Source organism: Vibrio sp. AH4, assembly GCF_030710545.1.
In the GTDB taxonomy this organism is placed as follows: domain Bacteria; phylum Pseudomonadota; class Gammaproteobacteria; order Enterobacterales; family Vibrionaceae; genus Vibrio; species Vibrio metoecus.
In genome coordinates this window covers 1,673,383-1,693,280 of sequence record NZ_JALAIV010000001.1, presented here as the reverse complement: position 1 = coordinate 1,693,280, position 19,898 = coordinate 1,673,383, and the positions used below count along the sequence as shown (strand labels likewise).

The window sequence follows — 19,898 nt, the reverse complement described above, 5'->3', positions numbered from 1 at the left end:
GCGGAAAGTATGGAAAATATTTTAGCCATGGTGCGTGATTTTGGCCTGTTCCACCTTCAGTGGGGACAGGGCATCATGATCCTTGTTGGGTTAGTGCTGCTCTATCTTGCCATCGTCAAACGCTTCGAGCCTTTGCTGCTGGTACCGATTGGTTTTGGTGGAATCCTCTCAAATCTGCCCGATGCTGGGCTTGCCATGTCAGCCATCGAAAATGCCGTGTATGCGGCCAAACCGGAAGTGATGACGGCATTTTCAGAAGTGCTGCAACTCAGCTCCTACATGCCTGCAGACATCAAGCAAGCCTTGAGCAGCGCAACGCCACTGCAGATGACCACCTTGCACCTGCTCGCTGAGCAGTACCAATACAGTGATGGCATGCTGTATCTGTTTTACAGCATTGCGATTGCCTCTGGCGCGGGCCCGTTAATCATCTTTATGGGCGTAGGCGCGATGACCGATTTTGGTCCTCTGCTCGCCAACCCCAAAACTCTGCTGCTCGGCGCGGCGGCTCAGTTTGGTATTTTCACCACCGTATTGGGCGCATTGGCATTAAGCAGTTTAGGGGTGATGGATTTTAGCGTGGCGCAAGCGGCGGCGATTGGCATCATAGGCGGGGCTGATGGCCCAACCGCGATTTATGTATCGAGTATGCTCGCACCTGAATTGTTGGGAGCGATTGCGGTCGCCGCTTACTCTTACATGGCGTTAGTTCCTATGATTCAGCCGCCGATCATGCGGGCGTTGACCACACAAGAAGAGCGCAAAATTCAGATGCAGCAGCTGCGTCAGGTGCACAAGCTGGAAAAAATCGGCTTTCCGCTCCTACTGCTGATCTTGATTGCTCTCTTACTGCCTTCGGCAACGCCACTGCTCGGCATGTTCTGCTTTGGTAACTTGATGCGCGAATGTGGCGTGGTGGAGCGTTTATCCGATACGGCGCAAAACGCCCTCATCAACATAGTGACCATTTTCCTTGGCTTGTCCGTCGGCTCCAAGCTGATGGCTGATAAGTTCCTGCAGCCTCAAACCATCGGCATTTTGGTGCTCGGTATTGTAGCGTTTTGTGTCGGCACCGCAGCTGGGGTGTTGATGGCGAAACTGATGAACCGTTTCACCACCACCAAACTCAATCCGCTGATTGGCTCAGCTGGAGTTTCGGCTGTACCGATGGCGGCACGCGTCTCCAACAAGGTTGGGCTTGAAGCCAATGCGCAGAACTTTTTGCTGATGCATGCCATGGGCCCCAACGTCGCGGGGGTGATTGGCTCTGCGGTCGCCGCTGGGGTAATGATCAAATATGTGATGGGCTAAACATAATTGGTTGGGGTTTCTTAGACCCCAATCAATAAGCCTCATTTATAGCAAGGATAGACTCGCCGGCATGAACATATCCCTCACGCAATTTTTACACACCAAGGTCTGCCAGACGCTTTCGTTTCAACAGAGGGTCGGCGCTCTTTTGGTGGCTATGGTGGTGATCCAGCTTTCGCTGGTGGCTGGCTTTTTTCATCAAACCTTAAGTGAAACCTTACAAGATCAGATCAGCACCAAAGCGCTAATCCAAGCGCGCGAAATTGCGACCGACCCCAATCTCATCGTGCTGATCCAACAAAATCGGCTTGCTGAAGTGCAGGCCAAAATCGATCGTTTACAACGCATCTCGGATGCCAATTTTATTGTGATTGGTGATGCCAATGGCATTCGCATCGCGCATCCGGATGAGCAAAAAATCGGTTTACCGATGCAAGGCGGTGACAGCCGTCGTGCATTAAAAGAGGGCGAATATTACACCTCAACCCAAAAAGGCAGCCTAGGCTGGGCCATTCGTGGCAAAGCCGCGATTGTCGCCCCTTCGGGAGAGATCCTCGGCGTGGTTTCTGTTGGCTACCTGCTCGATAACATCAGCAGTTGGCTGCGGGTTTACTCCTACCCAGTGATTTTCACTGTGCTGATTTTAATGCTGCTTTCTGCGCTTGGTGCTTGGCTCTTTACCCGCCATATCAAACAGCAGATGTTCAATATGGAGCCGGAAGAGATCGCCATGAACCTCAACCTACAGCAGTCGATTTTACAAAGTGTGTATGAAGGTATCGTCGCGATCAGCTTGAAAGGGGAAATCCTGTCCGTCAATGCTAAGGCACTGAATATTTTAGGCATTGCCCACCAGCCGAATCATTTGATTGGGCGTAATGTTCAAGAGTTTATCACTCCAACCTGCTTTTTTATGGGCGCAAGCCCGTTTGGCAAGTTGGCGCAGCAAAACCGTGTCAGCCAGCAAGATGAACTGATCAGCTGTAATGGTGAAACCTTGGTTGCGAATCGGGTGCCAATCAATTCTGGGCAGCAACAAATCGGCTGGGTGGTCAGTTTTCGTCGCCGCAATGATTTCAACACGCTCACCTCGCAGCTCACCCAGATCCGTCAACATAACGATAATTTGCGCGTGATGAGTCACGAGTTTGCCAACCGCCTCTCGACCATCGGCGGCCTAATTCAAATCGGTGCATATGACGAAGCAGTGAAAACCATTCGCCGCGAAACGGCAGAGCAGCAACAGCTGATCGATTTCATCGCCCAAACTTTTCACCCGAAAGTGATCGCGGGGTTACTGCTGGGGAAATACAGCCGCGCCAAAGAGTTAGGACTGTGTTTAGAGTTCGATCCGCTATCGCATCTGCACCAAGAGCCGCAGTGCATGACCTCAGATGAACTGGCGGCGGTACTTGGCAATCTGCTGGATAACGCGTTTGAAGCCACGCTAAAAAATCCACACAGCAATAAAACCATTTCCCTGCTGCTGACCGATAACGGTGCGGAGTTGGTGATTGAAGTGGCGGACAACGGCATCGGGATCTCGGCCGACATCGCGCAAACTTTGTTTCTCAAGGGAGTGAGTAGCAAAAACCAAGAAGGACACGGTATCGGACTTTACCTTGTCCATCAATTTGTCACTCAGGCTCATGGATCGATTCTTATCGACAGTGCGGAGCCGCAAGGGACTATTTTTTCTATTTTTATTCCCAATAGACCCAAAACGCTTGCGGCGGAAAACCTTCCAGCGCTTGCCGAACGGGCATAAGAAGAGTTTGATTATGATGGAATTAATCGACGTATTGATCGTAGAGGATGAAACGAGTATTGCTGACGTGCACAGCTTTTATCTCAAACAAACCGCCCGCTTTCGCCCAGTCGGCGTGGCACAAAGTATCAACGAAGCGCGCAATATGGTGCGCATTCTCAAACCTAAACTGATTTTCTTGGATAACTATCTGCCCGACGGGCGTGGCATTGAGTTTTTGAAAGAGCTAACCCATCAACCGCAAGCGCCGGATGTCATTTTTATCACCGCCGCTTCGGATATGGAGACCGTGCGCGAAGCGGTACGCTGCGGGGTTTTTGATTACCTGTTAAAACCGATCGCCTACGATCGAGTACAAAACTCGCTGGAACGGTATCTGAAATACATCAGCTCGCTGCGCGCCAATGACAGTGTGAATCAACGACACGTCGATGAGCTGTTTAATTTTCAAGCCAAAACCGATCAGCTTGATGGGTTGCCGAAAGGGATTGATGAGCTGACCTTAATCAAAATCCAAGAGATTTATCACCATGAACCGCAAGCGGCCTACACCGCAGAATTGTTAGGACAAGCGATTGGGATCAGCAAAACCACGGCCAGACGTTATCTTGAATATTGTGTGGCCAGTGGTTTTCTGGAAGCCTGCATTCAGCATGGTCGGGTGGGCCGTCCTGAGCGGCTTTATCAAAAGCGCTAACCCACCCAGCATGTTGAATGCATCAGGCATGAGTTACAAAGTGTAATGGAAGGGGATCACTTCAGTGCTCTCCCCTATTTCCAACATCCCTTCTAAGTTGTTGCTGTGACACTGACAAAGTGGGATCACAAATACCCCTTCTTCATCTTTATCGCGTTTCACCAACATCGCCTGCGACGAAGGGATTAAACAGTTGATTTCAGCACAAAACGCTTGGCTATTTCGGCTAAAGTGCTGCCAATAGGCCAACCAATTTTCTCGCGCTTCGGCGGAAGCCAAATCTCTAGAAACTTTTCTTACTAACATCGCATCACCACTGTGGCTATTGAGTCGCCCTATTACAATGGATTTCGACTCACCTAAGCATGAAGCGATTCAAAGTTCACCGTAGCGATAAAAATCTTATTGGTTTTTATGGCGTTATCTTGCTAACACCACGCAACCCTTGCCGATTGAGTGCTTAATGAATGTAACGGAAAATCGTGCGATTAATGCCTAGCGCCTCACCCAACCAGCGGATCTGGTCATCTTGATGGTCATAAGCGTCATCTCCCGATACCGGATGAATGAGTACACTCAACGCACCGCGATTCGCCTCTAACCACTCGATAAGCCCATACTGATTATCGCGAAAATGCAGTTCAAACATCGGTTTGACATGCGGGCCAACACGGCGTGGCACTAGGCCAAATAAAGCGATCACATCACGGCGTTCACGGGCAATTTGTTGGCGAAAACGTTCAGCGACGATCGCTTGGTCTGGATCAAAATAAACATGAGCATGAAACATAGTAACTCCTTAGGAGATAACAATAGGACGAGGTCAGCATAGCGCTACACTAAGCACAATATCAGCAGGCGAATTTGCACAATAAGGTCGATTTCTTCGAACGAGAGTGCAAAACACGCTGCCCCTATAACGCAGAATGACTATCAGTTTGGCTAACCTGCGCCGGAATTTGCGCTTGCAACCACTGGCAAAAAACTTGCGTCGCGTCAGTGGCTTGGTGAGTAATCAAAAAGTAGCCAGCCTTGGCCCGAATGGGAGCAAACGGGGTGACCAAACGCCCCGTATCGAGTTCGTTTGAAAGTAAGGCAGTACGCGCCATTGCAATCCCCACTCCGGCCTCTGCAGCTGACATCGCCATATCCGTGCGGTTGAAGTAGTGATCACGCCGCTCAGGCAAGGTAATTCCCATCTGGTGAGCCCAGTAGTGCCACTCTTGGTCGCGTGCCGCATTCGCCCACGGCATCGCATCATGCAGTAGCACGACCTGCTGCCAATTTTCTGCGTTTGCCCAATCCTCCTGTAACCAGGAATGAGCCGCGAGATAGGTCGCGCTCATCACGGGTAATAACCACTCCTCCATCAATAATTGCGCATCTCGCCGCGGATAAGGGAACGCGCCATAATCAATCGCCAGATCGTAATCACGCCGATCACTATCCACCAACGCACCTTCCGCGAACGTTTGAATCTGAATCTCAGGATGGCGGCGATAAAAATCCTCTAAGCGCGGCACCAACCATTTAAACGCAAATGACGGTGTCAGTTTCAGCCGGATCTCTTTTCGCTCCGTTGATGGCACCAAACTGTGAATGGTCTGCTCAATATCTTGATAGCTACGTTGCACCGTCGTCAGTAGGATTCGCCCCGCCTCAGTTAAACGCACCCCGCGAGAGTGCCGTTCAAACAAGCTAAAACCCAACTGCGCTTCCAACTGCAACATTTGTTGGCTGATCGCCCCCGTGGTGAGGTGAAGCGCCGCTGCAGCTAAGCTAAAACTGGAGTATTGAGCTACCTGCATAAAAGTATGCAAACTGGCAACTTGCTGGCTTTTTAACATAGGCTTGCTTTTAGTTTTACTAAAGGGTGGTGATAATTTTTATCGATTGTTAACAAAAAGTAAACCTCAGACACTAAGCCGAAAATTGAGCAAGGAGTCAATGATGGAGATTTTGGTCTTAGGTAGTGGCGTGGTCGGGCTAACTAGCGCTTGGTATCTCGCGCAAGCTGGCCACGATGTGACGGTCGTTGATCGCCAACCACGTAGTGCTGAAGAAACCAGCTTTGCCAATGCTGGGCAAATTTCCTATGGCTACTCTTCCCCTTGGGCCGCACCAGGCATTCCGCAAAAAGCCCTGAAATGGATGCTAGAAGAACACGCGCCACTGAAAATTCAGCCATCGCTCGATCCTGCGTTACTGAGTTGGATGGGTAAGATGCTGCTCAACTGCCAACTTTCGCGCTACCAAATCAACAAATCGCGGATGTTGGCGATTGCCAACCATAGCCGTGAGTGTTTAAAAGCGCTCAATCAAACCTACCAACTCGATTACCAAGGCCGACAACGCGGTACTTTACAAGTATTTCGTGATGAAAAGCAGTTAGCCGCGATTGAAAAAGACATGCAGCTTCTGGCGCAAAGTGGCGTACGTTTTGAGTTGCTGAATGTCGCGCAATGTCTGATTCATGAACCGGGGCTCGCCCCAGTGCAGGAAAAGCTAGTGGGTGGTCTATGGTTACCGGATGACGAAACGGGCGATTGTTACCTGTTCTGCCAACAGTTAACCGAACTTGCCAAGCAACAAGGTGTGCGCTTTCACTTTGATTGCCACATCCAACAATTGGTTAATGAAAGCAAAAAGATCATCGGTGTCCAAACCGATTTAGGCTTGCTCAAAGCAGATGCGTATGTGGTGGCACTGGGCAGTTATTCAACCTCGTTGCTCAAACCGCTCAGCATTGATATTCCTGTCTATCCAGTAAAAGGATACTCGCTAACCTTGCCGATTATTGATGAGGAATTTGCGCCGCAATCCACGGTGATGGATGAAACCTACAAAGTGGCACTCACCCGTTTTGCCGATCGAATCCGCGTAGCAGGAACGGCAGAGTTAGCCGGTTTTGATCCCGCGATTCCAGAAGCACGCAAAGCGACGATTGAAATGGTGGTACGCGATCTGTTTCCACGCGGCGGTGACTTTGCGCAAGGGCAATTCTGGACGGGATTTCGCCCGATGACACCTGACGGTACACCAATCATCGGTGCCACTCCCTATACCAACCTCTACACCAATACGGGGCATGGCACACTGGGGTGGACCATGGCCTGCGGCTCCGCCAGCATTTTAGCGGACGTGATCACTCAGGGCGAAAGCACACTGAGCCGATTAGGGCTAGATCTGTTCCGTTATCCGAAAGCATCCTAAATGCGCGGCCTTTTGACTCTGCCTGCAGGAGCATGGCAGAGTCATCTCTCACAATTCGCATGCCACCAACCCACAGTGTAAAACTTCAATAAACCGAATAAATGTTGGTCATTTCTTATTGAATCTCAACTGACTCAACCAAAGCATAAAATTTTTATCTAGCACACATCGCCCACCAGATTGACCAAAAATTCACCACATCATCCAATACTCAGCCCGTAGTACAGCAAATAAACAGTTTTTGTGTTCAGCGTCACGCATCCATTGTTTGCCAGATAAAAGAATTAACATTTGAGTTACAAAAAGATTAATATACCGAACACACAACAGACACAATAAACACAACAACTCATTTACAGGGAAACTACTTATGCAGTCATTTGTTGATTTTCTGAATGGAATCATCTGGAGTCCGGCGCTGATTTATCTCTGCCTTGGCGCTGGTTTGTTTTATTCCATTCTGACTCGTTTTGTACAGGTTCGTCACTTCTTCGAAATGTGGCGTCTACTTCTAAATAATAAAGAATCCTCAAAAGGGATCTCCTCTTTCCAAGCACTGGCAGTCTCACTCTCTGGTCGCGTGGGTACGGGTAACATTGCCGGCGTTGCAGCAGCAATCGGTTTTGGTGGCCCAGGTGCGGTATTCTGGATGTGGACCGTTGCCTTTTTTGGCGCCGCTACCGCATACGCAGAATCGACTCTGGCGCAAATTTATAAGGAAGAAGACAACGGTGAATTCCGTGGTGGTCCAGCGTATTACATCGAAAAAGCCATGGGGCAAAAATGGTATGCCTGGATCTTCGCAATTGCCACGATCTTTGCTTGTGGTGTGCTGTTACCGGGCGTGCAATCCAACAGTATTGGTAATGCGGTTGAATCTGCGTTTGGTTCTGGCCCTATGATTGAAACCGCTATCGGTACCTTTAGTTTCGCCAAAATTTTCACCGGTACAGTGGTTTCTATCCTACTCGGCTTCATTATCTTTGGTGGTGTAAAACGTATCGCAAGCTTCACTCAGATCGTCGTACCGTTTATGGCGCTAGCGTACATCATCACCGCTTTCGTGATCATTCTGCTCAACATCGGTGAAGTACCACGCATCATCGCGATGATTGTAGGTGATGCATTCTCGCCGATGGCCGGTGTAGGTGCAGCGATTGGTTGGGGGGTAAAACGTGGGGTTTACTCTAACGAAGCTGGTCAAGGTACTGGCCCACACGCTGCAGCGGCAGCCAGTGTAGAACACCCAGCACAGCAAGGCTTAGTACAATCTTTCTCTATCTACATTGATACCTTGATGGTCTGTTCAGCCACCGCGTTCATGATTTTGATCACGGGAGCCTACAACGTACACGGCGCGGGTGAAGGCATCTTCCTTGTACAGAATTTGCCAGCGGATATCATCGCAAGTAGCCCAGCCTTTACCCAAATTGCCGTAGATAGTGCATTACCCGGCATTGGTAAACCGTTCGTGGCGTTTGCGCTGTTCTTCTTCGCTTTCACTACGATTTTGGCTTACTACTACATCGCCGAGACGAATGTGGCCTATATCCGCCGTACCTTCAAAGTCGATGGTTTGATGTTTGTGCTCAAAATCGTGCTCATGGCTGCCGTGTTCTACGGTACGGTCAAAACCGCCAACTTGGCGTGGGCTTTAGGTGATGTGGGCGTCGGCTTGATGGCCTGGCTCAACATCGTCGGCATCATCATTATCTTCTTTATGTCTAAGCCAACCATGGCAGCACTAAAGGATTATGAAGACCAACAAAGACAAGGCGTGACCGAATTTACTTTCAACCCAGTGAAACTTGGCATCAAAGGTGCGACGTACTGGGAAGGAAAATATCTTCGCAAAACGGGCAAAGCCCCAACCGCGGAAGTGAAAGAGACCCAAAGGGTAGAGCAAACTAGCTCACTATAAGAAAAAGCAGTGAACACAACATAAATAAGTCAAAGGGTTAGCATTCGCTAACCCTTTATTTTTCAACTCAAGGTGAAGGTTACTTCGTTTTCGGTTCGATAATATTGAACCAGAACTCGAAGTTATCTAGCATTCCTGCAATATCGGTCAGCGCTTTGGCGTTGCCTTCTATCGTCGCCTTGCCTTCTTTAGCTAACTGTTGAATGGTCGTTTTGCCCATCAACACCTGATTCAATTCAGAACGATTCAGCGTCAATGTCATATCTGGCTTATCCGATTGAATACCTTTTAAGTTATTCAAATGGGCGTTTTCCAGTTCAACCAAGAATTTCTCGTTCACGTCCGGCAGAACGAAGTTAATGGTGTAATCCACTCCCGCAGCTTTATCGCCATTGAGACGTACGCCGAGGTAATCAAGGAACAGTTCGGTATCCATCGCCACCACCATATCCGCACTGGCCGTTTTCGTCGCTGAGACGGTTGGTAAACCATTGCGCAGTTCATAAGCCCCCATCAAATAGGTGTTACGCTCACCAGCAGATTCACTCTGGTAACCCAATTGCTCTAAGCAGTCGGCTTGCAAGTAACGCGCCTGCTTATTGCTCGGCTCTGCAAACACGGCTTTATCGACAATCTCTGCACACCAACGGTACTCACCTTGATCAAACGCAGCCTGTCCTTGCTTGAGAACATTGGCCATGCCGCCCATTGCCGCCACGTATTTCGGTGCCGCATCGGTAGGTGATAGCGGGCGCAAGGTCGCAGGGTTCATATCAAAGTAACCCAGATATTTGTTGATCACCGCTTTGGCATTGCGATGGTAGCTACCGTGATAACCGCGGTTATACCATTCTTTCGCTAGCACATCAGGAACATGGAATTCATCCTGAATCTCATTGATGGTGACACCATGGTTAGCCAAACGCAGCGCCTGATCGTTAATGTAACCGTACATATCACGCTGTTTACGTAGGAAATAGTTGATGTTGTCATTGCCCCAACGTGGCCAAGAATGTGAAGCGAACATCACATCCGCCTTTTTCGCGTACCTATGAATCGATTGATTGATGTATTTACTCCATGCTTGCGCATCACGCACTTCCGCACCACGCAGAGTGTAGACGTTGTGTAAACCACCAACGGTGTTTTCTGCCATCCACAAGGCTTTAAACTGTGGGAAGTAGGTGTTCATTTCCGCTGGCGATTCGGTTCCCGGCGTGTTCTGGAACTCCATGGTCACACCATCGATCACCACTGTTTCCGTTTGTTCAGTGATCACTTTCGTTGGTGCAATCAGGCTAACTTCACCTTGTGCTACGTTTTTACCAATCGCAGCATCGACTTGCCCCGTGGCACCTTTCGGCAACACGTTACCATATTGGTACGTGGTACGGCGCGACATGGCGTTCCCCGCCAATACGTTCTCTGCAACTGCATGATCTAAGAAACCTTTTGGCGCGATGATCGGCACTTCACCACGATCCACTTGCTCTTGGCTCACAATCCCTTTTACGCCACCAAAATGGTCAGCATGCGCATGGCTGTAAACTACGGCTTTCACCGGACGCTCACCCAACTCTTGATTCACAAAATCCAGAGCGGCTTTTGATGTCGCAGGAACCGTCAGAGGATCAAACACAATCCAACCGGTATCCCCTTTCACAAAGGTGATGTTCGCCAAATCGTAACCACGAACCTGATAAATGCGATCAGTTACTTTATACAGACCGTGGTGCATATTGAGTTGAGCTTGGCGTTGTAAACTTGGATGAATACTGTCGTAGTCACGCCCATCCAATAGGAAGCTGTAATTACCGAGTTCCCAAACCACCTTGCCGTTGGCATCTTTGATTTGGAGATCTTTTTGCTGTGCGATCAAACCTTTCTCGACCAGTTTGAAATCTTCTTGATCAGCAAATGGCAACGTGCTGCGTTGCTCTGCAGCAAAAGCCTGTGTGGTTGCACTCGGCGCTTTGGTTTCTGCAGTAAAAGAATGGGCCAAAACTGGTGCTGAGGTGGCAACCAATACAGCCAACAAGGTAGGTTTACAGACTGTTTTCATTGGATATCTCTCTTTCTGAGTCATTAGGGAACAAGGACAAGAATATGAGAGAAATTGCTGCAGAACGATTCGCCAAACGATAATCAATAGTTAAGCATTGCTTAACTATCAACAGAGCACAGCCTCAATTTGCTCACGCAACCAGATCAAGCCTTTGTCTTGTTGTTTGGCTTTGTGCCAACAGATAAACGTTGGAACAGCACGAATGTCAAACGGTAACGGCTGAATAGATAACCCCAGTTTTTCTGCCCACATATCGGCCAAACGCTTAGGCGTAAAACACAGCAGATCCGTCACCGATGCGGTCGCCATAAGGTTCAACATCGAATCACTTTGATAATGGACTCTACGTGCAGGCAATGCTTGTTCCACCAAGCTGGAAAACAAATAGTTCCCAAAACGGCGACTGGTTAATGCCGTGTGTTTTTCAGCAAAAAACTGCTCAAAGCTCAAGGAATTCCCTAGCCGAGGATGATTTTTGGAGTACACCACTACTAAAGCTTCTTCGGTGATCTGAGTGGTGATAATCGAAGGATGGCTGATGGGAAGTAAGGCTAAAAATAGATCGGCTTCTCGCTCACTCAGCACCTGACTGGGGGTGAAATGGTCATCTTCATAGGATTTTAAATTGACCGTGATATGCGGAGCGATGTCGCTGATTTTTTGCAGCAGTTGCGGCAACACGACCAAATCAAAATACGCCTGTCCACCGATGATAAATTCGCGAGTGCTGGTTGTAGGGTCAAAACTCGCATCCGCTTCAAGTCCAAAACGAATCGCACTTAAACCTTCGGAAATGTGTTTGTGCATATTGAGTGCGTGCTGAGTCGGCTGTAATCCACGCCCTTGCCGGACAAACAGAGGCTCCCCCACTTGTTCACGTAAACGAGCCAAATTTTGGCTAACCGCAGCGGAAGTCATGTTCAACTTTTCTGCCGATCTGTTCACCGAGCCTAGCGTCATCACAGCATCAAACACTGTCAGTAGGTTTAGGTCATAATCTCGCAGCATTATCTCATCCGTTTTTATCCTGATCACACTTGAGCGATCTTACTCGATCTCACCTCCCCCTGCCCCGCAACTTTGTGACGTCTTGCTACTGAGTTAACTTTTTAACCGGCTTTGTTCACTCACCCAACACGTAGCAACGTAGCATCGACTCACGGGTAACAAAGCAAAAAAAAAGGGCTAGCCGATGGCTAACCCTTTATACGTTCCCAGAATATCAACTTATGCTGCAAGCTCTTGCGCTTTAACAGGCTGTACGCGCTTTTCGCCGATAGGCAGAACAACGCGACCGTATTCATTGTTCAGCACTTGTGCCATCGCAAAGTAGATTGCGCTTGCACCACAGAAAATGCCTTCAAAACCAGCAATTGTGCCAATCAGCTCGCTACCAGTGAAATCACGAGCAGCCAACAGAGCAAACAGAATCGTCAGTGAACCGAATACCACTTGCTTGGCAGTTGGGTAGCACAGAGAACCAATGAACATAAAACCAGTGAAGATACCCCACAGAGCTAAGTACCAACCCATGAAAGGCGCTGGGCTTGCAGGCAGACCCATGTGTGGCATTACGATCAAGCCAACCAGCGTCAACCAGAACAGACCGTAAGAAGTAAATGCCGTTGTACCGAAGGTGTCACCACGCTTAAAGCACATGATGCCGACGATAACTTGACTCAGACCGCCGTAAAAAATACCCATCGCCAGAATCATCGAGTCGATTGGGAAAAAACCTGCGTTATGGATATTAAGCAGAATGGTGGTCATACCGAAACCCATCAGACCGAGTGGTGCTGGGTTGGCTAGCTTAGTTGACATGTGAACTTACCTTCAGAGTGTGAATTCAAAAATGTTTGTAAAAATTACGCGCGGATTTTAATTAACCGACAGACAAAAGAAAAAAGATCTTATTGGAAACTTAGATTGTTGAAATAGTTGGTTACAGGTGCGAATAAAAAATCGCCCAACCGAAGTTGAGCGATAAAATAAATCATTTAAATACAATTATTTAGCAAGAAACTTTATCCCAAAACCAATTTGGTTGGGTTGGTGACTCCCAAACTCCAGGACTATTCTTTGCAATAAAACACTGGCCGTTGAAGGTGACTTTGTCACCATTTGCCACCTTAGTTACCCCTGGTTGCCACACAATGGCATCTGTAGGTGCGGGCTCTGTCGGTGGAACCGGAGTCGGTGTTGTCGGCTCCGTTGGTGGCACTGGATTGGTCGGTGGTACAGGCTCCGTTGGCGGAACAGGATTGGTTGGAGGGGTTGCTTCACCGGAAACCAATGCCCAAGGGCCACCTAAAGTAGGATCATTACCTTGCGTCCACCATTTAGCTTGGTAGATTGCGCCTTTGTAACTGACCTTATCACCATTGTTGTATACCTTTCCGGCATCCCAAGCGGATACGCCACCCGCGGGAGGATCTGTCGGATCGGTAGGTAATGGATCGAGTTTTTCTACTACGCGGACTTTCGGCCAACTCGCGTGAGAACCATACAAGTTTGTCACACATTTCTCGTAATCCCCTTTCACTAAAGCGGAATAAGCGGTTTGGAAACCGACCAACTCACACTCAAACGAGTAACCACCCGGACGATCTGGGTAATATTTCCAGTTACCATCCCAGTTGGTGTAAAGCACATCGGTCGCACCATTAAGGTTTAAACTGCCGTAGGGCAATTGCTGCCAGCAAGTGTTCTTCTCATCCGCTTCGATCGGAATTTGATAATGAGCCGCTAAGCCTTCCCAGTAACGAATACGGTTAACTGGCTGTCCTTTGTCTTTGTTCTGCTCGCCGCACTCAATACCACCGTTAATAATATTGATTGTGGTACCGAAACCGTAGCCAATCCCTGCATCAATTTCACGTTGTGAAGGAACCCAAGTACGATCGATCACGTGTAACATCGCCGGTTTCGGTGCTTGCGGAGTCAGGAAAAACCAGATTGCAGAGGCAAGGTTCAACCATGAATCCGCCACTAAACCTGGGTTATTAAGTAATACGGTCGCATCACCATCAAACATGGCTTCAGAGAAAGCACCATAGTTAAAGTGGTAAGAAAGCTGTTTTGCACCACGGCCAAAGTATCCCTGACCCGTTGCACAAGGCCACTTCTTATTCTGCCAATCATTCTGGCCACACCCTGTGGTATAGCCCGTTTGTCCTTCAGACCAGCCCATCTCCCGCACATGCACCAAAGCCTGCTGCCACTCTTCCAAAGCTAATGGGTTATCAGAAATGTTGTCTTTTGCAATATGCCCACCGGTTTCTTGAGCAAAGTGAGCAAACGCTGTCACGATCGATTTTTTACAAATTGCGTCTGAGTTACGGCCATCGGTATATTCAGCACAAAATGCTGGGAATTTACCAATCGCACGCAAGAAACGGGTATAGGTGTATTCTGGCGCCGCCATATGAGTGAGGAAATCCCACTCAGACTCAGGAAATACGCGCTCAACCCGTTTCACGTTATCAGGGTTTGTCGCCAGTCCCGGTTCAATCGCATCGACAATCGCGTTGGAGCGTGTAGCTAAAGCATTTGACCAAATACCGTACATAGGATTGGCGGTTTTGGCTTGCTCTGCCGCGGCAATATCGGCTTTAGCCACCACATACCCACCCGGGTTTTGTGGATCTGGTTGAATATTCATGGCGGCTTGCACAGGCAAAGCGCATGCCACGGCTACCCACCACGCGGTATGTTTGAGTTTAAACATGGATGAAAGTCCTTCTCTCAACTTGATAATCCATTTGAGAGTAGGCTTATTGATAACTAATTTAATAGGGAAAAATAAGAAAAAAGCCAGAATTGCGAGCCATTTCAGGACGATGTAAATCGTACGTCTGCGCTCTACACTAAGTTTTTGAACAGAAATACAAAATCAACAGAATCTGTGGAGAAAAGAAAAACCTCAGGCTATGCCTGAGGTTTTATATACACTTTGCGGAATATTATTCCCACTCAATCGTTGCTGGCGGCTTACCGGAGATGTCATACACCACGCGAGAGATGCCATTCACTTCGTTGATAATGCGGTTGGAAACCTTACCCAAGAACTCATAAGGCAGGTGCGCCCAATGTGCGGTCATAAAGTCGATGGTTTCGACTGCACGCAATGACACAACCCAATCGTACTTACGGCCATCGCCCATCACACCAACAGAACGAACTGGCAAGAACACAGTAAAGGCTTGAGAAACCTTGTTGTACAGATCCGCTGCATGCAGCTCTTCAATGAAGATCGCATCCGCACGACGCAGCAAATCACAGTACTCTTTCTTGATCTCGCCCAGTACACGCACACCAAGGCCAGGCCCTGGGAATGGGTGGCGGTAAAGCATGTTGTAAGGTAAGCCAAGCTCAAGACCGATCTTGCGCACTTCGTCTTTAAACAGCTCACGCAGTGGCTCAACCAAGCCCATTTTCATGTCATCTGGCAAACCGCCCACGTTGTGGTGAGATTTGATCACATGCGCTTTACCGGTTTTTGAAGCCGCAGATTCAATCACATCTGGATAGATAGTGCCTTGTGCCAACCATTTAGCGTTTTTCAGTTTTTTCGATTCTTCATCAAACACTTCAACAAACACACGACCGATGGTTTTGCGTTTCGCTTCTGGCTCATCAATGCCTTCCAGTGCTTTCAAGAAACGCTCTTCTGCATCGACTTTGATGATATTGAGGCCAAATTTGTCCCCAAACATATCCATCACTTGTTGACCTTCGTTCAAACGCAGTAAACCGTTATCCACGAACACACAAGTCAGGCGATCACCAATCGCACGGTGAACCAGCATGGCAACCACAGAAGAATCCACGCCGCCAGAAAGACCAAGGATCACTTCATCGTTACCCACTTGCTCTTTAATACGTGCAACGGCATCTTCAATGATAGATTCTGACGTCCACAGACGTTCACAGCCACACACGCCAAGAACAAAGTTCTCTAGCATCTGCAAACCGTTTTGAGTGTGGGTTACTTCTGGGTGGAACTGCACACCGTAGTATTTCTTCTCTTCATTGGCCATCGCGGCGTATGGGCAAGTGTCGGTTTCACCGATTTTTACGAAATCAGCTGGAATTTCGACCACTTTGTCACCGTGGCTCATCCAAACGTCTTGAGTCAATTCAAGATCTTTAAACAGCGCTGATTCGCCAGAGACTTTCACCTGAGCATAACCAAACTCACGCTCATCAGAGGTCGCTACACGGCCACCTAACTGCTCAGCCATGGTCTGCATGCCGTAGCAAACACCAAATACTGGCACGCCACTGTCAAACACATATTGTGGGGCACGTGGTGAATTCGCTTCTGTCACGCTTTCAGGGCCACCAGAAAGAATAATGCCGTCTGGATTGAATTCGCGAATGTCCGCCTCTTCTACATCCCAGCTCCACAGCTCACAGTACACACCGATTTCGCGCACGCGACGGGCAACCAGCTGGGTATATTGAGATCCGAAATCGAGGATCAGAATTCGTTGGTCATGAATATTCTTAGTCATTGTTTAGCAGTCTTATCAGCCAAGTATTAAAAACAGGAAGTCTTAAAACGGAGGCGAGTCTACTCGCCTCACATTCAGTCATCAAGCATTAAAGCAAACGTTTACGCTTAACCCAGACGGTAGTTTGGAGCTTCTTTCGTGATCTGCACGTCATGTACGTGAGACTCTTTCATACCCGCACCAGAGATGCGTACAAATTGAGCTTTAGTACGCAAATCTTCTACTGAGGCAGAGCCAGTCAGACCCATACAAGAGCGTAGGCCGCCCATTTGTTGGTGGATGATCTCTTTCAGATGACCTTTGTAAGCGATGCGGCCTTCGATGCCCTCTGGAACCAGCTTGTCCGCAGCGTTATCGGTTTGGAAGTAACGATCTGATGAACCTTTTGACATCGCACCCAGTGAACCCATACCGCGATAGGCTTTGTAAGAACGGCCTTGGAACAGAATGACTTCGCCCGGTGCTTCTTCGGTACCAGCGAACATAGAGCCAACCATCACACAAGATGCACCAGCAGCAATCGCTTTAGAAATATCGCCAGAGAAACGGATACCACCGTCTGCGATAACAGGAATACCGAACTCTTCAGCCACGCCAGCCGCATCCGCAATCGCAGTAACTTGAGGAACACCCACACCCGTTACGATACGAGTCGTACAGATAGAACCTGGGCCAATACCGACTTTCACAGCACTCACGCCCGCTTCAATAAGAGCGCGCGCACCTTCAGCGGTCGCCACGTTACCACCGATGATTTCAAGGTGTGGGTAAGCCGCGCGAGTTTCACGGATACGTTGCAGAACACCTTCTGAGTGGCCGTGAGAAGAGTCGATCAGCAGTACGTCAACGCCCGCTTCAACCAAGGCTTTAACACGCTCTTCGTTGCCTGGAGCAGCGCCAACAGCAGCACCAACACGCAGACGACCTTGGTCATCTTTACATGCATTGGGTTTGCTTTCGGCTTTGTGGAAGTCTTTCGCGGTGATCATGCCTTTAAGTTGGAACTCATCATTCACCACTAGAATTTTCTCAACACGCGCTTTGTGCATCTCTTCTTGCACTTCAGCACGGCTTGCGCCTTCTTTTACCGTCGCTAGGCGCTCTTTTGGCGTCATGACTGCGGCAACCGATTTGGTGAGGTCAGTAACGAAACGAACGTCACGGCCAGTGATGATACCAACCAGTTCATTGTTTTCTGTTACAACAGGGAAACCCGCAAAACCGTGGTGGTAAGTCAATTCCATTACATCAGCGATGGTTTGTTCAGGGCGAACCGTCACAGGGTGAGTAACCACACCGGCTTCAAAGATTTTCACTTGGTGAACTTGAGCTGCTTGCTGTTCAATCGACATATTCTTGTGAATAAAGCCAATGCCGCCTTCTTGAGCCAGAGCGATCGCAAGACGTGCTTCCGTGACAGTGTCCATAGACGCTGAAACCATAGGAATGTTCAGCGCAATATTTTTGGTCAACCGAGTGCGAAGATCGGCAGTGTTTGGAAGAACGGTGGAATGAGCAGGGACGAGTAGAACATCGTCAAAGGTTAGAGCTTCTTTTGCGATTCGTAGCATGTGCAATATCTCACAACAGGAGTGTTAACAACGGAAATCCACTTCATCGTTTCGCCTAATAAAATGGATTTATATTTGATATTGCGGACGGATTATACGCCCGAGGCAATCGGTTGACTACACATTTTTTCATTTTTTATTTGCATTTCACCCCTTGATATGTATTATATTGCGGCTAATTTCCATACCCACGTCTGAGGAATCAGCGTTGTCTTCTTCTCTCGCCAATCGAAATATCTACACAGTTTCCCGTTTAAATTCTGAAGTTCGTTTATTACTGGAAAATGAAATGGGGATCGTCTGGTTGGTGGGTGAAATTTCAAACTTCTCCGCCCCCGTTTCTGGTCACTGGTACCTCACCCTAAAAGACAGCCAAGCGCAGGTAAAATGCGCGATGTTCAAGGGTAATAACCGTCTGGTTAACTTCAAACCGCAAAATGGTCAGCAAGTGTTGGTTAAAGCTCGACTCTCACTGTATGAACCGCGTGGTGACTACCAAATCATCCTAGAAAGCATGCAACCTGAAGGGGATGGCCGCCTGCAACAACAGTTTGAACAACTGAAGATGCAGCTCGCCGCCGAAGGCTTGTTTGCTCAGACGCGCAAGAAAGCACTTCCAGAAAACCCTCGCTGTGTGGGGATTATCACCTCACGTACCGGTGCCGCACTGCACGATATTTTACACGTGCTCAAGCGCCGTGACCCGAATTTGCCCGTAGTGATTTACCCCACCCTAGTACAAGGCGAAGATGCCGCGATTCAAATTGCCCAAGCGATTGGCCGTGCCAATTCACGCGCGGAGTGTGATGTGTTGATCGTGGGTCGTGGAGGGGGTTCTTTAGAAGACTTATGGTGTTTTAACCATGAAATCGTGGCGCGTACCATCGCCGCGAGTGAAATCCCAATTATCAGTGCTGTTGGTCATGAAATTGATGTGACGATCGCTGACTTTGTCGCCGATGTGCGCGCCCCAACCCCTTCAGCGGCAGCAGAACTCGTTAGCCGTGATCATCGCCATAAACAGCAAGCACTCCATCAATGGCAAGCCAAACTGGCCAGTGCCGTGCGCCACTATTTGGCGCAGCAGCATACGCAATTTGCCCGTTTACAGCACAAGCTCGATAAACAGCACCCTCAAGCTCGTTTAGAGCGCCAGCAGCAGCAACTTGATGAACTCAGCTTGCGTCTTGAGCAAAAGATGCAGCAACGTCTGGCAACTCAACAGCAACGTTCGGATCGCTTGAGTCATAAGATCCAGCTCAACTCTCCTATCCACCAGATCCGTCAGCAGCGTTTCAACTTGATCCGACAAGAACAGCACATGAATCAGTCGATCCAGCATCATTTGATCCATGCTCGTCATCGCCTTGCTTTACTCAGTGAAAAGTTGGATGCGGTCAGCCCTCTTGCAACATTAGCACGTGGCTATTCGGTGACACGCACGGCTCAAGGCGAGCTAGTGCGTTACGGTAATCAAGTGAAAGCGGGCGACACTTTGGTCACCCAATTAATTGACGGAGAGATTGTCTCTACTGTAAATCCTCGTTAGCCGGCTGAAAGACAAAACGGATTTTTGATTTCGATTTCAGCTCATTACACTGATTGCAAAAATAGTTGGCAGCACCACAAGCCTGCAGTTTTTCTAATTCACTGTCACACTCGGGGCACATCCCCACTTTACGATAATCCTCATCACAAGCAGCACAGTGATACTGACCCGTCCACTCTAGCTCTTGACCACATTTCGGGCATGGATTGTCCATGACTCTCTCCTTATCGTTTTGCATTGCGTCACATAATCTAGTGCAAAGAGATCATATGCCATGATCCTTATCA

Annotated in this window: 16 protein-coding genes; 6 read left to right on the top strand and 10 right to left on the bottom strand. The window is 48.7% G+C overall.

Translation table 11 applies throughout. The features are described 5' to 3' along the window. The first annotated feature begins 9 nt into the window (after positions 1-9). The 3 genes from MKA69_RS07970 to MKA69_RS07960 all read left to right on the top strand — a co-directional run bounded on the left by MKA69_RS07970 (position 10) and on the right by MKA69_RS07960 (position 3,776). Positions 10-1,311, top strand: a complete 1,302-nt coding sequence (locus MKA69_RS07970) for a sodium ion-translocating decarboxylase subunit beta (protein WP_000427753.1) — start codon at positions 10-12, stop codon at positions 1,309-1,311. Between the two features lie 70 nt (positions 1,312-1,381). Beyond that, positions 1,382-3,079 carry a sensor histidine kinase gene (locus tag MKA69_RS07965; RefSeq protein ID WP_114717684.1) on the top strand — a complete coding sequence of 566 codons (1,698 nt, stop codon included), beginning with the start codon at positions 1,382-1,384 and terminating at the stop codon, positions 3,077-3,079. A gap of 13 nt (positions 3,080-3,092) precedes the next feature. Beyond that, complete coding sequence (locus MKA69_RS07960) at positions 3,093-3,776, top strand: response regulator (protein WP_000970287.1); 684 nt, start codon at positions 3,093-3,095, stop codon at positions 3,774-3,776. A 33-nt stretch (positions 3,777-3,809) separates the two neighbouring features. Here MKA69_RS07960 and MKA69_RS07955 read toward each other — a convergent pair whose 3' ends face one another. The 3 genes from MKA69_RS07955 to MKA69_RS07945 form a co-directional block, all read right to left on the bottom strand. Further along, complete coding sequence (locus MKA69_RS07955; RefSeq protein ID WP_000961034.1) at positions 3,810-4,082, bottom strand: hypothetical protein; 273 nt, start codon at positions 4,080-4,082, stop codon at positions 3,810-3,812. Positions 4,083-4,236: 154 nt separating this feature from the next. Then, the gene (locus tag MKA69_RS07950) at positions 4,237-4,566 is read right to left on the bottom strand and encodes a DOPA 4,5-dioxygenase family protein (RefSeq protein WP_000468219.1); all 330 of its coding nucleotides are present in this window, start codon (positions 4,564-4,566) and stop codon (positions 4,237-4,239) included. Between the two features lie 124 nt (positions 4,567-4,690). After that, positions 4,691-5,623: a LysR substrate-binding domain-containing protein gene (locus tag MKA69_RS07945; RefSeq protein WP_305847797.1), complete on the bottom strand. Its 933-nt coding sequence runs from the start codon at positions 5,621-5,623 to the stop codon at positions 4,691-4,693. Positions 5,624-5,726: 103 nt separating this feature from the next. On the opposite strand from MKA69_RS07945, the gene MKA69_RS07940 reads away from it, so the two are divergent. Both MKA69_RS07940 and MKA69_RS07935 read left to right on the top strand, forming a co-directional pair. Further along, positions 5,727-6,989 carry a D-amino acid dehydrogenase gene (locus MKA69_RS07940; RefSeq protein ID WP_305848234.1) on the top strand — a complete coding sequence of 421 codons (1,263 nt, stop codon included), beginning with the start codon at positions 5,727-5,729 and terminating at the stop codon, positions 6,987-6,989. A 370-nt stretch (positions 6,990-7,359) separates the two neighbouring features. Beyond that, a complete protein-coding gene (locus MKA69_RS07935; RefSeq protein ID WP_001190510.1) occupies positions 7,360-8,910 on the top strand; it encodes a sodium:alanine symporter family protein in 1,551 nt (516 codons plus the stop codon). A 79-nt stretch (positions 8,911-8,989) separates the two neighbouring features. Here MKA69_RS07935 and MKA69_RS07930 read toward each other — a convergent pair whose 3' ends face one another. The 6 genes from MKA69_RS07930 to guaB all read right to left on the bottom strand — a co-directional run bounded on the left by MKA69_RS07930 (position 8,990) and on the right by guaB (position 18,062). Further along, entirely contained in the window at positions 8,990-10,972 is a 1,983-nt protein-coding gene (locus MKA69_RS07930) for an alkyl/aryl-sulfatase (RefSeq protein WP_305847796.1), read from the bottom strand. 108 nt (positions 10,973-11,080) lie between these two features. Beyond that, positions 11,081-11,983 carry a LysR family transcriptional regulator gene (locus tag MKA69_RS07925; protein ID WP_305847795.1) on the bottom strand — a complete coding sequence of 301 codons (903 nt, stop codon included), beginning with the start codon at positions 11,981-11,983 and terminating at the stop codon, positions 11,081-11,083. A 219-nt stretch (positions 11,984-12,202) separates the two neighbouring features. Further along, a complete protein-coding gene (locus MKA69_RS07920; RefSeq protein WP_000104914.1) occupies positions 12,203-12,796 on the bottom strand; it encodes a GPR1/FUN34/YaaH family transporter in 594 nt (197 codons plus the stop codon). A 190-nt stretch (positions 12,797-12,986) separates the two neighbouring features. Further along, entirely contained in the window at positions 12,987-14,702 is a 1,716-nt protein-coding gene (locus MKA69_RS07915) for a chitinase (protein ID WP_305847794.1), read from the bottom strand. 235 nt (positions 14,703-14,937) lie between these two features. Beyond that, positions 14,938-16,491, bottom strand: a complete 1,554-nt coding sequence (guaA, locus tag MKA69_RS07910) for a glutamine-hydrolyzing GMP synthase (protein WP_000164602.1) — start codon at positions 16,489-16,491, stop codon at positions 14,938-14,940. Positions 16,492-16,598: 107 nt separating this feature from the next. Continuing rightward, positions 16,599-18,062: an IMP dehydrogenase gene (gene guaB, locus MKA69_RS07905; RefSeq protein WP_000944166.1), complete on the bottom strand. Its 1,464-nt coding sequence runs from the start codon at positions 18,060-18,062 to the stop codon at positions 16,599-16,601. 208 nt (positions 18,063-18,270) lie between these two features. Here guaB and xseA point away from each other — a divergent pair, with 208 nt between their 5' ends. Beyond that, positions 18,271-19,611, top strand: coding sequence for an exodeoxyribonuclease VII large subunit (gene xseA, locus MKA69_RS07900; RefSeq protein ID WP_305847793.1), 1,341 nt, complete (start codon positions 18,271-18,273; stop codon positions 19,609-19,611). Here the strand turns inward: xseA and MKA69_RS07895 are convergent. Further along, positions 19,592-19,825: a zinc ribbon domain-containing protein gene (locus MKA69_RS07895; RefSeq protein WP_000369854.1), complete on the bottom strand. Its 234-nt coding sequence runs from the start codon at positions 19,823-19,825 to the stop codon at positions 19,592-19,594. The two genes, xseA and MKA69_RS07895, sit on opposite strands and share 20 nt — an antisense overlap. Positions 19,826-19,898: the final 73 nt, after the last annotated feature.